Source organism: Brevundimonas intermedia (assembly GCF_004614235.1).
GTDB classification, from domain to species: domain Bacteria; phylum Pseudomonadota; class Alphaproteobacteria; order Caulobacterales; family Caulobacteraceae; genus Brevundimonas; species Brevundimonas intermedia_A.
Genome location: NZ_SPVH01000004.1, coordinates 34563 through 49210 on the forward strand (window position 1 = coordinate 34563; position 14648 = coordinate 49210).

Consider the following 14648-nt stretch of genomic DNA (forward strand, 5'->3'; position numbering starts at 1 on the left):
GGCTGGCCGGGGCCCTTCTCTCCCATCCACTCGCAGCAAAGGCTGACGCCATGAGCCGTTCGACGACCTCCTACGACCTGGTGATCATCGGCGGCGGGCCGGGCGGATACCCGTGTGCGATCCGGGCGAGCCAGCTCGGCCTGTCGGTGGCGGTCATCGACGACCGCGAACTGCTCGGGGGGACCTGCCTGAACATCGGGTGCATTCCGTCCAAGGCGCTGCTCCAGGCCACCGAGCGGCTGGAGATGGCGCGCAATCTCGAAGCGTTCGGCGTCATGGTAGACAATGTGCGGGCCGATCTTGACGGTGTCATGCGGCACAAGGGCAAGGTGGTGACCGAGCTTGGCGAAGGGGTCGCCTACCTCCTGCGCAAGCACAAGGTCGCCCGCTTCCAGGGCCGCGGGCGGCTGCTGGCGCGCGACCGGGTGGAGGTGCGCGCCGCGGACGGCGCTTTCGAGGTGCAGGCCAGCAAGGCGGTGGTCATCGCCAGCGGATCGGAAGCGGCGACCTTGCCCGACCTGCCCATCGACGAGCGGCGAATCGTCACCTCCGCCGGCGCCCTGAGCCTGACGGCGGCGCCGCGCCATCTGGCGGTGATCGGCGGCGGCTACGTCGGACTGGAGCTGGGGTCGGTCTGGCGTCGGCTCGGCAGCGAGGTCACGGTCATCGAGGTGCTCGACCGGATCGCCTCCGGCGTCGACTCGGAGATGTCGGCGGCGCTGCACAAGGTGCTCGAGGCCCAGGGCTTCCAGTTCTGCCTTGGGCATAAGGTGGTCGGATCGCGGATGGAGGGCGACGACGTCGTCCTCGACGTCGAGCCCATGGGCGATGGCGCGCGAGGAACCATCAAGGCCGATGTCGTGCTGGTCTCCATCGGCCGACGGCCCGCAACCGCCAGGCTCGATCTGGAAACGGTCGGCATTGCGCCCGACCGCAGGGGCTTTATTCCGGTGGACGAAGGGTTCCGGACCAGCGCCGACGGGGTCTACGCCATCGGCGACGTCATCGGCGGCGCCATGCTGGCCCACAAGGCGGAGGAGGAAGGGATCGCCCTGGCCGAACGCCTGGCGGGGGGCGCGGGCCATGTGGACTACGGAACGATTCCGGCGGTCGTCTATACCTGGCCGGAACTGGCCTCAGTCGGGCGCACCGAGGACGACCTCAAGGCGGCCGGCGTGGCCTATCGCGTCGGGCGCTTTCCGTTCTCGGCAAACGCCATGGCCAAGGCGCGGTTGGAGAAGAACGGGTTGGTCAAGGTGTTGGCGGACGCCAGGACGGACAAGATTCTCGGCGTGCACATCCTGGGGCCGGACGCCGGCAGTCTGATCCATGAAGCGGTCGCCGTCATGCAATTCGGCGCGGCGGCCGAGGACGTGGCGCGGACGAGCCATGCGCATCCGACGCTTCCGGAAGCCTTGCGCGAGGCATGCCTGGCTGTGGCCGACCGCACGATCCACCTGTAACGAGCGCCGCGCCGCGTAGCTGCCCGGGCTGGCCACGCAGCGCCGTGGCGTCTCGGCGGACGGGGAGCCGTCGCCGCCTGCGAGCCCGGCCGCGTCGCGAATAAAGCGCGACAGTGCCGTCGCCTGAATGCTATTGCGAGCCGCTCACAACTAGGTCTCCCATGCGCCCTCTGCTCCGCCTTTTCGCCCTGATGCTTGCGATGGGGCTGTCCGCACCCGCCCTGGCCCAGGCGCCGTCCGCCTCCGAGGCCCAGGTCGCCTGGCGACTGCTCGACTATGTGGCGGTCGACTATGCCGGCGCGGTTGCCAATGGTCAGGTGACCAATCCGGCCGAATACGGCGAGATGATCGAGTTCGGCGGCCAAATCCGGACCCGCCTGGACGCCCTGCCGCCGAACCCGGCCAAGGCCGGCCTGATCCGTGACGCGGAGGCCCTGCAGGCGGCCATCCTCGACAAGGCCGACCCGGGGGTCGTCGGGGCCCGGGCCAAGGCGCTGGCCGGCGCGGTGCTGGCGGCCTATCCGAGCCCGCTCGCGCCTTCGTTCCCGCCTGATCTGGCCCGCGGCGCGACCCTCTATGCCGAGCAATGCTCGGTCTGCCATGGCGTGACCGGACGCGCCGACGGCCCGGGCGCCGAGGGGCTCGACCCGCCTGCGATCGCCTTCGCGGATGTGGAGCGCGCCCGTCAGCGCAGCGTGTTCGGCCTCTACCAGGTGATCGATCAGGGGCTCGAGGGCACGGCCATGGCCAGCTTCGCCCATCTGCCGGCCGAGGATCGCTGGGCCTTGGCCTTCTACGTGGGCCGGTTCGCCTTCACCGACGCCGAAGCCGCCGAAGGTCGACGCCTCTGGGAGAGCGACGCGGCGATCCGCGCCGCGTTCCCTGACCTGGCCGCCCTCACCCAGGCCACCCCGGCGGAGCTGGCGACAAGGATCGGCGAGACGAAGGCGCGGGCGGTCATCGCTCACCTGCGTCGCCATCCCGAGGCGACGGTTCGCGCCGAGGGATCGACCCTGACCCTGGCCCGGACGCGACTGGCCGAAAGCGAGGCCGCCTATCGCCGGGGCGACCGCAAGGCCGCGACCGACCTCGCCCTCTCGGCCTATCTCGACGGCGTCGAACCGGTGGAGCCGGCGCTCGGCGCTCGTGACGGCGCCTTGCTGCGGCGGGTCGAGACGGCCATGACCGACCTGCGCATCTCGATCAGCAGGCGCGCGCCGACCCAGGAGGTCGCGGACCGGGTCGCCCGCGCGAACGCCCTGCTGGACACGGCCGAACGCGCCCTCGCGCCCCAGGAGGCGGACAATCTCGCCAGCTTCCTCGGCGCTTTCACCATCCTGCTGCGCGAAGGGCTGGAAGCCATCCTCATCGTGGTGGCGATGATCGCCTTCCTGAGGAAGGCCGAACGGCCCGAGGTGCTGCGCTACGTCCACGGCGGCTGGGTGGCCGCGCTGGTCGCCGGCGGCGCCACCTGGGCGGCCGCGACCTTCTTCATCTCCATCAGCGGCGCCAGCCGGGAGCTCACCGAAGGATTCGGCTCGCTCCTGGCGGCCGTGGTGCTCGTCTCGGTCGGCATCTGGATGCATGGGAAGTCGCACGCCGACGCCTGGCAGACCTATATCCGCGACAAGCTCTCCCACGCGCTGTCGAAGCGGTCGGCCTGGTTCCTGTTCCTGCTGGCCTTCATCGTCGTCTATCGCGAGGTGTTCGAGACCATCCTCTTCTATGCGGCGATCTGGAGCCAGGGCGGCCATCTCGGCATGCTGGCCGGCGCCCTGACGGCGGTGGCCATCCTGGCCGTGGTGGCCTGGGCCTTGCTGGCCTACAGCATGCGCCTCCCGATCGGCCGGTTCTTCTCGCTGAGCTCGATCCTCATGGCCATCCTGTCGGTCGTCCTCGTCGGCAAGGGCGTGGCTGCGCTGCAGGAGGCGGGCTGGCTCGATGTCCATCCGCTGGAGTGGATCCCCCGCATCGAGATCCTCGGTCTTTATCCGACGGTCGAGGGCGTCGCCGTTCAGCTTCTGACGATTGCTATCCTCGTGGTCGGCTTCTCCCGGCATGCGGCGCCGAAGGGCGCGCGCCCAGCCTCTTGAGCGGGCGTCTCCGCCTGAGGCCCAACTGCGGCCCGCGGGTTTCGGAGCTCCTTGGGCGCCGATAGCCGCGCAGTCCGCGGATACCCAGGGTGCGGGGGCCGCCTATAGTGTGCGAGGCCTCCCTTGGTGCGGAGATTAGGCGTCCTATTCTCCGCACTTCACGCGGAGAACAGCCTTGCTCCTGCGGCGCATAACGCCCATATTCCCCGCAAGGAGTGCGGGGAATGGCGCAATACATCCATGAGATCGAAGGCTGGCCGCGTCTGGAATGGCGCGCTGACGCGCTTGCCGATCGCCTCCCAGCCGTCCGTCATCGCCAAGGCCTTCTGCTTGGCCGGATGCACACGCTCGGCTTCGACCTCCGCGCTGAAGCCGTCCTCGAGACCCTTACCGAAGATGTCCTGAAATCCAGCGAAATCGAAGGCGAGCTGCTCGACAAGGATCAGGTGCGATCCTCCATCGCCCGCCGCCTCGGCATGGATATCGGGGCCCTCGCCCCCGCGGATCGCAACGTCGAAGGCGTCGTCGAAATGATGCTCGACGCGACCCAGAACTTTGCGTCTCCGCTCACCGAGGAACGGCTGTTCGGCTGGCACGCCGCCCTGTTTCCGACCGGACGCAGCGGCATGACGAAGATCGTCGTCGGCGCCTGGCGCAACGAGAGCTCCGGCCCGATGCAGGTCGTCTCGGGCCCCTTCGGACGAGAGCGCGTGCACTATGAAGCGCCGCCCGCCGCCCGTCTGCAGGACGAGATGCGCGCGTTCCTCGACTGGTTCACTGACGAGCCGCGGACGGATCCGGTCCTCAAGGCCGCGATCGCCCACCTGTGGTTCGTGACCATCCACCCGTTCGACGACGGGAACGGCCGGATCGCCCGGGCGATCGCCGACATGGCGCTCGCCCGTTCCGAGAAAAGCGCCCAGCGGTTCTACAGCATGTCCGCCCAGATCCGGCTGGAGCGCAAGGACTACTACGCGACCCTGGAGACGACCCAGAAAGGCGCGCTGGACGTGACCCTCTGGCTGGACTGGTTCCTCGGCTGCCTCGATCGCGCATTCGACGGCGCGGAAACCACCCTGACCCATGTGATGCGCAAGGCGCGCTTCTGGGAGGCGCTCGCAGGTCAGACGTTGAGCGAGCGCCAGAGCACGGTCATCAACCGGCTGCTCGACGGCTTCGAAGGCAAGCTCACCTCGACCAAATGGGCGGCGCTGACGAAGTCCTCGCCCGACACGGCCTTGCGCGACATCAAAGATCTGGTGGACCGGGGCATCCTCGTGAAGGATGACGGCGGGGGACGCAGCACAAGCTATTCTCTGGTCGATCGAGGATAAGCGCCTCCCCATGGCGCCGGCGAGGCTCTGCGCCGTGCGGCTCCACTGAAGACCCTGCCTCGACAGGGAGGATCGCAATTCGCCAGTTCTGGCGCGTTACCGCCAAAAACGCAGCCTCAGGCCTGGCGTGCGATAGCAATGGCCGAGAGGTCGGACGCGGCATCCACCAAAACTCCGGCCGCCTTGCGCTCCGAATAGCGGTCCACGAGCTGAACGGCGTGGGGCCGGACCAGGATGGTGAAGCGCACCAGTTCCTCCATCACATCGACAATCCGCTCATAGTAGGCCGAGGGTTTCATCCGGCCGGCCTCGTCGAATTCCTGGAAGGCCTTGGCCACGCTCGACTGGTTGGGGATGGTGACCATCCGCATCCAGCGGCCCAGAAGGCGCAGAGTGTTGACGGCGTTGAAGCTCTGGGACCCGCCCGACACCTGCATGACGGCGAGCGTCCGGCCCTGGGTCGGGCGCATGCCGCCCAGGCTCAACGGCAGGTGATCGATCTGCAGCTTCATCAGTCCGGAGACCTGGCCGTGCCGCTCCGGGCTGCACCAGACCATGCCCTCCGACCACAAGGCGTGTTCGCGCAACTCGCGCACCGCCGGGTGGTCGTCGTCGCCGGGCGCGCCCGGCAGGGGCAGGTCGGTGGGGTCGAAGATGCGGGTCTCGCATCCCATTTGCTGCAGCAGGCGGGCCGCTTCCTCGACGCAGAACCGCGAATACGACCGCTCGCGCAGCGATCCGTACAGGAGAAGGATACGCGGCGCCGGCTCGGTCGGGCCCAGTCCACGGGCGGGATCGGCGGACAGATAGGCCGCGTCCAGAGCCGGCAGATGATCCGGGTCCGGCAGCGAGCGCAGGCGGGTGAAGGTCATCACAGGTCCTTGGTCAGACAGGCGGCCGACGCCGGCCAGACGTCCGCGAAGTCCGACGTGCGGACGAGCGATAGACCGGGCCGGTCCTATTAAGGTCACTACAGGACGGTGAACAGCAATCGCTCGGGACCGCGCCGAGACCGCGACACCCTGACCGTCGCCAAACCCCGCGGGATCCTTCAGAGAGTCAAAGGCGGCGGTTGACGGATACGAGGCAAGAAGCTGCGGGCAACAACATTCCAAGGCACTATTTTCCCGTGACCTGCTCGCGGGTCGATCTCCGCAAAAATTAGTTCGGTGTTTTCAGCAGATTTCAGGGGCCTTCACCGCAATGCGCCATGCCAATGGACAGGCGAGCGCTCGCCAGCAAAAGATTTTTGGTAGCGGTGTGGTAGCGGCGTAAAAAATAGGGTGGGCGATCCCGTTGGGATCGCCCTGCCATAACCTATTGATTGCCTTGGCAATCTCGACTGGAGCGGGCGAAGAGATTCGAACTCTCGACCCCAACCTTGGCAAGGTTGTGCTCTACCACTGAGCTACGCCCGCACTCCGTAGGAGCTAGGTGCGCTCCCCGTCGAGGAGGGGGCGTATAGCGGAGGGTTGAGCGGTCCTGCAAGAGTGAATTTGCAAAAAGCGACCAAGCCCTGCCCACGCCCCCCGCGCGTCAGCGCGGCGCCAGCCTGATCGCCCCGTCCAGGCGGATGCATTCGCCGTTGATATAGACGTTGCGGGCCAGTTCCAGCACCAGCGACGCATAGTCGGCGGGCGTGCCCAGGCGGCTGGGGAAGGGGATGGCGGCGGCCAGGGCGTCCTGGATCTTCTGGTCCATGCCGGCCATCATCGGCGTCCACATGATGCCGGGCAGGATGGTGTTGCAGCGCACCCCTTCCTGGGCCAGGTCGCGCGCCACCGGCAAGGTCATGGCGTAGACGCCGCCCTTGGACGCCGAATAGGCCGCCTGACCGATCTGGCCGTCCTGGGCCGCCACAGAGGCGGTGTTGACGATCAGACCGCGCTCGCCGTCCGCCATGGGCTCCAGCGTCACCATGCCCGCCGCCGACTGCGACAGGACGCGGAAGGTGCCGAACAGATTGACCCGCACGGTGCGCTCGAACTGGGCCATGTCATGGGCGCGGATCTCGCCGGTGTCCTTCTTGCGCGAGACGGTCTTCTGGCCCGTGGCGATACCGGCGCAGTTGACGGTCAGCCGCTCCTGGCCGTGGGCGGCGCGGGCTTTTTCGAAGGCCGCGGCGACCGAGGCGTCGTCGGTGACATCGACCTGGCAGAAGACTCCCCCGATTTCCCTGGCGATTTCCTCGCCCCGCTCGGCGTTCAGGTCGAACAGGGCGACCCGTGCGCCCGTGGCGGCGATGGCGCGCGCGGTGCCTTCGCCGAGGCCGGACGCCCCGCCCGTGACCACGGCGGCGATGGTGTTGTCGAGTTTCATCCTGGTCGTTCCTATGTATTGTTTGAACCTGAGTTTCTTTTGAGGATTTAGCGGCCATGACCGCCAAAGCCAAACCCGCCGATCCGTCTGACGCCCTGGACCCGAAAAAGGCCCTCGTCCCTTCCGTCGTGAAGGTCAACGAGGCGCGCGTGACCAGGGGCTTCTGGCCCAAGATCACCCGCACGGCCGCCCGCATCCCCTTCGCCGACCAGGCCCTGGCCGCCTGGTACGCCGCGCGCGATCCCGAGACGCCGATGGCGGCCAAGGGCATGATCTTCGCCGGCCTGGCCTATTTCGTCCTGCCGGTGGACGCCATCCCCGACATCTTCGCGGGCATCGGCTACACCGACGACGCCGCCGTGATCACGGCGGTGCTGGCCATGGTCGGCGCCAGCATCAAACGCCGCCACCGCGACAAGGCCGAGGATGCGGTGCAGCGGTTGAAGTCGAAATAATGATCCTCCCCCGAGAAGCGTAGCGGAACGGGGGAGGATTAGCTCTCCACCGTCACCACGATCTTGCCCAGCGCCTGACGGTCGCCCAGCGCCTTGATCGCCTCGCCCGCCTTTTCCAGCGGGAAGGTCTTCGACACGCGCGGCTTGATCTTGCCGTCGGCGTACATCTGCATCAGTTCGGCCATGTTGGCGGCGTGGCCCTTGGGATCGCGCGCGACGGCGGCGCCCCAGAAGACCCCGATCACCGACACCGACTTCAGCAGGGTCAGGTTCAGCGGCAATGACGGAATGCCCGCCGGGAAGCCGACCACAAGATAGCGTCCGTTCCAATCCATGGCCCGCAACGCCGGATCGGCATAATCGCCGCCTACCGCGTCATAGACCACGTCGGCGCCGTCACGGCCGGTCGCCAGCTTGAACTCGCCCGACAGTTCCTTCTGCGCGGCCTTGTCCATCGGCCCGCTCGGATAGATCAGGCCGTTGTCGGCCCCCAGGTCCAGGGCGAACTGGACCTTGTCGTTGGTCGAGGCGGCCGCCACGACCCGCGCCCCCATGGCCTTGCCCAGTTCGACGGCGGCGGCGCCTACGCCCCCCGCCGCGCCCAGAACCAGCAGGGTCTCGCCCGGCTGCAGTTTCGCCCTGTCCTTCAGCGCATAATAGCTGGTGCCATAGGTCATGATCAGGGCCGCCGCCTCCTCGAAGCTCATCGCTTCGGGGATCGGAATGACCGTCTCGGCCCGCACCGCCAGCCGTTCGACCAGACCGCCCCAGCCCGGCACGGCGATGACGCGGTCGCCCTTGCGCACGCCCTTGACGCCCTCGCCCACCGCCTCGATCACGCCCGCAACCTCGGCGCCGGGCGAGAAGGGCCGTTCGGGCCGGAACTGGTATTTGTCCTCGATGATCAACGTGTCGGGATAGTTGATCCCCACCGCCTTGACCTCGATGATCACCTCGCCCGCCTTGGGCGTCGGATCGAGCACGTCCTCCACGACCAATGTTTCAGGACCGCCGGGAGCCTTGGACAAAACAGCGCGCATCAAGATTTCCTTTCTTGGCCTATCGCGCTTCGCGCTGCTTGAGGCCGTTTCCCATCGACCGACATGGCGCGGCCTTCATCGCGACGCTAAACAGCGCCACGCCCGATTGAAAGAGGCGACGAAAACCAGGCTCAGGAAGACCCCATGACCGCCCTCATCCTTCACGGCGGCGCCGGCGCCCGGCGCGAACGCAACTACGACGCCGAGGTCGTGCACATGCGCCAGGTGGTCGAGGCCATGAAGGCGCGGCTGGACGCGGGCGACTGCGCCCTGGACGTCGCCACCGCCGCCGTCGTCATGCTGGAGGATTCCGGCCTCTACGTCGCCGGCAAGGGCGCTTCGCCGAACCTGGCCGGCGCCTATGAGCTGGACGCCAGCATCATGGAGGGATCGACGAAACGCGCCGGCGCCGTCGCCGCCCTTCAGGGTTTCAGAAACCCCGTCGTCGCCGCTCGCGCCGTGATGGACCGCACGCCCCACGTCATGCTGGTGGGCGAGGGCGCGGCCCTGTTCGCTCACGACCAGGGGCTGGAGCCAATCGCCGACGAGGCCGCCTGGTTCACCGGCGCCGGCCAGGGCGAAGACAACCACCCGCCCGGAACCCTCAGCCACGGCACAGTCGGCGTCTGCGTGCTGGACAGCCAGGGCCGTCTCGCCGCCGCCACCTCGACCGCCGGGGTCTTCGGCAAGATGCCGGGCCGCGTCGGCGACACCCCCATCCCCGCCGCCGGAACCTGGGCCGACGCCAAGGCCGCGACCTCCTGCACTGGCCAGGGCGAATACTTCATCCGCGTCGCCGCCGCCGCCCAGGTCGCCTGGCGCGTCGCCGCCGGACAGACTCTGGCCGAGGCGACCCAGGCCGTCATCGATGAGATTGGATCCATGGGCGGCGACGGCGGCATGATCGCCCTGGACGCCGCCGGAAACATCGCCGCACCCTTCAACAGCCAGGGCATGAAACACGCCTGGCTGACGCCCGCCGGCGAGATCGGCGTCGAGGTCTTCAGGGACTAGGTTTTCGCCGACATCACGTCGGAGATGGTGGTCAGCAGCACCTTGAAATCGATGGGCTTGCTGACCACCGCATCCATGCCCGCCGCCAGATAGGCCTCGACCTGCTCCACCATCGCATTGGCGGTCAGGGCGATGATCGGCGTCCGCGCCCGCGCCTCGTCGGCCTCGCGTTTGCGAATGATCTTCGTCGCCGTCGGCCCGTCCATGTTCGGCATCTGCACGTCCATCAGGATCAGGTCCCAGACGCGCGCTTGCGTCGCCTTCACCGCCTCAAGGCCGTCATCGACGATCTCGACCTTCATCCCGACCTGGCCCAGCAGGCCGCGGATCACCTGCTGATTGACCGGATGGTCCTCGGCGACCAGCACCCGCAGCGCGGTCTGCGGCGGGGCGTCCAGCGCATCCTCGCCGACCTGCACAGGCTCCACCCGCTTCAGCGGCAGGGTGACGACGAAGGTCGCCCCCTCGCCCGCCTCGCTCTCGACCTCGATCCGGCCGCCCAGCAGATCCACCAGCGCAGCCACGATCGACAGCCCCAGCCCCGCCCCGTCGCGGCGATCGACCGCCGCCGCCTCGATCTGGGCGAAGCGCGTGAACAGATGTTCGATCTGGTCGGCCGGTATGCCCCGCCCGGTGTCCGAGACCCGCAACACCACACCGGCGTCCGTGCGCGCGACATCCAGCGTCACCTCGCCCTCGGCCGTGAACTTGATGGCGTTGGACAGCAGGTTGAACAGAATCTGGCGCAACCGCACCGGATCGGCGCTGACCCAGTCCAGACCCGCCGAGCGCACGTGGAAGGCCAGTCCCTTGCTGTCCGCCAGCGGCCTCAGCGTCTCGGTCACCTCATGGATCAGGACGTCGGCATCGATGGCCTGATCCACGATCTCCAGCCGCCCTTCCTCGATCCGCGACAGGTCCAGAATCTGGTTGATCAGGTCCAGCAGGGTGTGGGCCGACCGGTCCAGGATCTCCAGCCGCCGCTTCTGCCGGTCCTCCAACCCATCGCCGGCCATGATCTGCGCCATGCCGATGACGCCGTTCAGGGGGGTGCGGATCTCGTGGCTCATATTGGCCAGGAAGCGGGACTTGGCGGCGTTGGCCTCGTCCGCCTCCCGCCGCGCATCCTGGGCCGCGTCGCGGTCCAGAAGCGCCGCTGCATGCGCCGCCTTGACCTCGGCCAGCAGGCCCTTGTTGCGTTGATCGGCCGCGAACAGATCGCACCACAGGGCGTGCATGGCCCGCGAGATGATGACCAGGATGATCGCCAGCATGACGAAGGCGGCCGCGACCGCCAGCCCGTGCGGCCCCAGCAACGCCGGATAGATCACCACCAGCACGGCGACGCCGATCGGCGCCGCCGCCAGGCCCAGCAGCCTCGGCGCCGCGCTGAACTGGACGAAGGCCACGCCGATCGACCAAACCTGGATCAGGATGACCACGAGCCGGACATCGGGGGTCGGGCTCGACAGCCAGGCGATCATGGGGCCCGACACCCCCAGGGCGAACCTCGTCGTCACGATCGTCATCAGCACCGGGGGCCAGCCGGACGCCGGGGCCTCTTCGCGCTGGTAGCGTTTCACCCGTCTCTGCGCCCAGGCGTCGAAGCCCATGCCGACGGCGGCGAATCCCAACCCCAGCCAGGGCTGCCCCAGGGCTGCCAGGATCAGCCCCGCCGCCGCCCAACTGCCGTAGAGCACGGCCGGCGGAGTAACCATATTCTCCAGGACGAAGGCCCAGACCGCGATTTTTTCGTCGGAGACAGAAGTCGCTTTCGCTCGTCTCGGCACGCGTCCTCGGCATGGGGTGGCCGCTGGAATGCGGCATTCGGCGAATAGATCGCCGTCATGAACTTGTCCACCAACGACCTGGCCGACGATGCGGTTCATTACATCTCGGTAAGGTGCAAGTCGGCCAATCGCTGATACGGTCGGCCCCGCCCGGCGTTCCGGGCCTGGGAGCCCCGCATGAAATTCCGCCTGACCGCCACACTCAAAGTCGGGGCAGCCGCCTCGGCCCTGATGCTGGGCCTCGCCGCCCCCGCCTTCGCAGAGGGCGCCGCCGCCCCCGCCGCCGCCGTCCAGGCGCCCCAGGGCGTCACCGTCCCGCCGCTGGGCTTCGCCAAACGCGTCCTGCCGAACGGGCTTGAAGTCTACACCTCGCGCGACGCCGACACGTCCAACGTCACGGTCCAGGTCTGGTACAAGGTCGGCTCAAAGGACGATCCGGCGGGCCGGTCGGGCTTCGCCCACCTGTTCGAACATCTGATGTTCAAGTCCACCAGGAACCTGCCGCCCGAGACCTTCGACCGGCTGACCGAGGATGTGGGCGGCTCCAACAACGCCTTCACCGCCGACGACACCACCGCCTATTTCGAAACCGTGCCCGCCAACCACCTGGAGCGGATGCTGTTCGCCGAGGCCGACCGCATGGGCTCGCTGGTCGTGGACGAGCCGACCTTCGTCGCCGAGCGCGACGTGGTGAAGGAGGAATACCGCCAGCGTATCCTGGCCAACCCCTATGGCCGCCTGTTCGGCCTGTTCGTGCCCGAGACCATCTATCAGGAAAGCCCCTATCGCCGCCCCGGCATCGGCTCGATCGAGGAGCTTGAGGCCTCGTCGCTGGAGGACGTGCGCCGCTTCCACGCCACCTACTACCGGCCCGACGCTGCCTATCTGATCGTGGCGGGCAACTTCGACCAGGCCCAGCTGGACCGCTGGATCGACCAGTATTTCGGCCCGCTGAAGAACCCGACCACGCCGATCCCGGTCAACAATGTGGTCGAGCCCGAGCCGACAGGCCCGCGCAACGTCACCTATTATGCGCCGAACGTGCCGCTGCCGGCCGCCGTCGTCGCCTGGCCGACCGTCAAATACGCCGACGCCGACCGCGCCGCCCTGACCGTGCTGGACGGCATCCTGTCCACCGGCGAGTCGAGCCGCCTCTATCGCTCGCTGGTCTATGACAAGCAGATCGCCGCCCAGATCGGCTCGACCCCCGACTTCTCGCAACAGGCCGGCAACCTGTCGGCCCTGGCCATCATGGCCCAGGGCCATACGGCCGAGGAGGGCGTCGCCGCCCTGAACGAAGAAATCGCCAAGCTGCGCGACGCCCCCGTCACCGCCGAGGAACTGTCCGAAGCCAAGAACGAGATCGTCGCCGATGCGCTGCGCAGCCGCGAGACGGTGGACGACCGCGCGACCGCCCTCGGTTTCGCCCTGATCAACACCGGCTCGGCCGCCGCCGCCGACGACGAGGTCGCCCAGATCCAGGCCGTCACCGTCGCCGACGTCCAGCGCGTGGCCCGCAAATATCTGACGCCGCAACGCCAGTCGACGATCACCTTCCTGACCGCCGACGACCAGAACCCCGCCTCGGTCCAGAAGATGAATGTCGGCGCCCCCGTCACCGTCGCCGACCTGGCGCCGGCCGGTCCGCCCGCCGTCCTCCTGCCCGAGGCCGAGCGCACCCCCCTGCCCCAACCGGGCGCAGAGGTCGCGCCCGTGACGCCCGCCGTCGCGGACTTCCGCCTGGACAACGGCCTGCGGGTCCTGGTCGCCCCGACCGACGGCGTGCCGCTGGTCTCGGCCCGCCTCAGCTTCGACGCCGGCTCGTCCGACGATCCGACGGGCAAGGCCGGCATCGCCGCCATGACCGCCGCCCTGCTGACGCAAGGCACCAAGACCAAGACCGCCCCCGAAATCGCCACCCAGATCGAGCAGCTGGGCGCTTCGATCGGCGCCGGGGCAGGCGTGGACTTCTCCAACGTCTACGCCAACGCCCCGTCCAACGCCTTCCCTGCGACCGTCGCCCTGATGGCCGACCTGGTGAAGAACCCGACCTTCGCCGGCGAGGAACTTGAGCGTCAGCAGGCCCAGACCCTGGATGGCCTGCGCGTCGCCCTCAGCCAGCCGGCCGCCATCGCCGGCATGACCGTGGGCCGCGTCATCTATGGCGACGCCCCCTATGGCGCGACTATCACGCAACAGACGGTGCCGACCATCACCCCGGCCGACGTCGCCGCATTCCACGCCGCCCGCTATCGGCCGTCGGACGCGACCCTGGTCTTCTCGGGCGACATCACGCCTGACGCCGCCCGCGCCCTGGCGCAACAGGCGTTCGGCGACTGGAACCCGGCCGGCGCCGCGCCCGCCGCCACCGCCAACCCCGCCGGTGAGGCCCTAGCGCCCCGCATCGTCGTGGTGAACCAGCCCGGCGCGGGCCAGGCCGCCGTGGTCGCCGCCGTTCGCGGCGTCTCGCGCACCGACGCCGACTTCTTCCCGCTGACGGTCGGCAACACCCTGCTGGGCGGCGGCTTCTCGTCGCGGCTGAACCAGGAAATCCGCATCAAGCGCGGCCTGTCCTACGGCGCCTCGTCGTCGCTGGGCGTGCGGGCGGATGCGGGCCTGTTCACCGCCTCGACCCAGACCAAGAACGAGACCGCCGACGAGGTCGCCTACCTGATCCTGGCCGAGATCGCCAAACTGGGCGCCGAGACCCCGAGCCAGGCCGACCTGGCCCCGCGCCGCGCCACCCTGATCGGCGGCTTCGGCCGCTCTCTGGAGACGGTGGACGGCCTGGGGACGCTGGTCGCCAACCTGGCGCTCTATGATCTGCCGATGAGCGATCTCGCCGACTACGCCGGCCGGGTCCGCGCCGTGACCCCCGAACAGGTCCAGGCCGCCTTCGCCGAACACCTGCCGGTCAATCGCGCCAGCCTGGTCATCGTCGGCGACGGCTCGCTGTTCCTCGACGCCCTGCGCGCCAAACATCCGAACCTCGAAGTCATCGAGGCCGGGGCCCTGAACCTGAACAACGGCGCGCTGAAGTAAGGGCCGCACAAACCCCTCTCCCTCCCCGTTCCGGGGAGGGTGGTCGCGCAGCGACCGGGTGGGGGCGGCCCGGCAAGGCCGCATTCCCTAAAAGCCAG

At 68.5% G+C, this 14648-nt stretch carries 10 protein-coding genes and 1 tRNA gene; 6 read left to right on the plus strand and 5 right to left on the minus strand.

The genetic code is table 11. The features are described 5' to 3' along the window. The first annotated feature begins 50 nt into the window (after nt 1–50). The 3 genes from lpdA to EGY25_RS06130 all read left to right on the plus strand — a co-directional run bounded on the left by lpdA (nt 51) and on the right by EGY25_RS06130 (nt 4890). The gene (gene lpdA, locus EGY25_RS06120) at nt 51–1463 is read left to right on the plus strand and encodes a dihydrolipoyl dehydrogenase (protein ID WP_088582523.1); all 1413 of its coding nucleotides are present in this window, start codon (nt 51–53) and stop codon (nt 1461–1463) included. A 161-nt stretch (nt 1464–1624) separates the two neighbouring features. Next, the gene (locus EGY25_RS06125; RefSeq protein ID WP_088582524.1) at nt 1625–3556 is read left to right on the plus strand and encodes a cytochrome c/FTR1 family iron permease; all 1932 of its coding nucleotides are present in this window, start codon (nt 1625–1627) and stop codon (nt 3554–3556) included. Nucleotides 3557–3780: 224 nt separating this feature from the next. Further along, nucleotides 3781–4890: a Fic family protein gene (locus EGY25_RS06130; protein ID WP_035307547.1), complete on the plus strand. Its 1110-nt coding sequence runs from the start codon at nt 3781–3783 to the stop codon at nt 4888–4890. Between the two features lie 116 nt (nt 4891–5006). Here the strand turns inward: EGY25_RS06130 and arsH are convergent, their stop codons facing one another. The 3 genes from arsH to EGY25_RS06145 form a co-directional block, all read right to left on the minus strand. Further along, nucleotides 5007–5762 (minus strand): arsenical resistance protein ArsH, encoded by a 756-nt coding sequence (gene arsH / locus EGY25_RS06135; protein ID WP_035307546.1) that lies wholly within the window; start codon nt 5760–5762, stop codon nt 5007–5009. A 471-nt stretch (nt 5763–6233) separates the two neighbouring features. Further along, nucleotides 6234–6308: transfer RNA gene (locus EGY25_RS06140), tRNA-Gly, on the minus strand. A gap of 118 nt (nt 6309–6426) precedes the next feature. Continuing rightward, entirely contained in the window at nt 6427–7209 is a 783-nt protein-coding gene (locus EGY25_RS06145; RefSeq protein WP_135194154.1) for an SDR family NAD(P)-dependent oxidoreductase, read from the minus strand. 56 nt (nt 7210–7265) lie between these two features. Between EGY25_RS06145 and EGY25_RS06150 the strand changes: the two genes are divergently transcribed. Continuing rightward, on the plus strand, nt 7266–7664 hold the full coding sequence (locus EGY25_RS06150) for a YkvA family protein (RefSeq protein ID WP_135194155.1): 399 nt from the start codon (nt 7266–7268) through the stop codon (nt 7662–7664). Between the two features lie 38 nt (nt 7665–7702). Here the strand turns inward: EGY25_RS06150 and EGY25_RS06155 are convergent, their stop codons facing one another. Next, nucleotides 7703–8704, minus strand: a complete 1002-nt coding sequence (locus EGY25_RS06155) for an NADPH:quinone oxidoreductase family protein (RefSeq protein ID WP_135194156.1) — start codon at nt 8702–8704, stop codon at nt 7703–7705. Between the two features lie 144 nt (nt 8705–8848). On the opposite strand from EGY25_RS06155, the gene EGY25_RS06160 reads away from it, so the two are divergent. Continuing rightward, on the plus strand, nt 8849–9718 hold the full coding sequence (locus EGY25_RS06160) for an isoaspartyl peptidase/L-asparaginase family protein (RefSeq protein WP_135194157.1): 870 nt from the start codon (nt 8849–8851) through the stop codon (nt 9716–9718). Here EGY25_RS06160 and EGY25_RS06165 read toward each other — a convergent pair. After that, the gene (locus tag EGY25_RS06165; RefSeq protein WP_167762499.1) at nt 9715–11436 is read right to left on the minus strand and encodes an ATP-binding protein; all 1722 of its coding nucleotides are present in this window, start codon (nt 11434–11436) and stop codon (nt 9715–9717) included. The two genes, EGY25_RS06160 and EGY25_RS06165, sit on opposite strands and share 4 nt — an antisense overlap. Before the next feature lie 249 nt (nt 11437–11685). On the opposite strand from EGY25_RS06165, the gene EGY25_RS06170 reads away from it, so the two are divergent. After that, on the plus strand, nt 11686–14550 hold the full coding sequence (locus tag EGY25_RS06170; protein WP_135194159.1) for a M16 family metallopeptidase: 2865 nt from the start codon (nt 11686–11688) through the stop codon (nt 14548–14550). Nucleotides 14551–14648 lie beyond the last annotated feature (98 nt).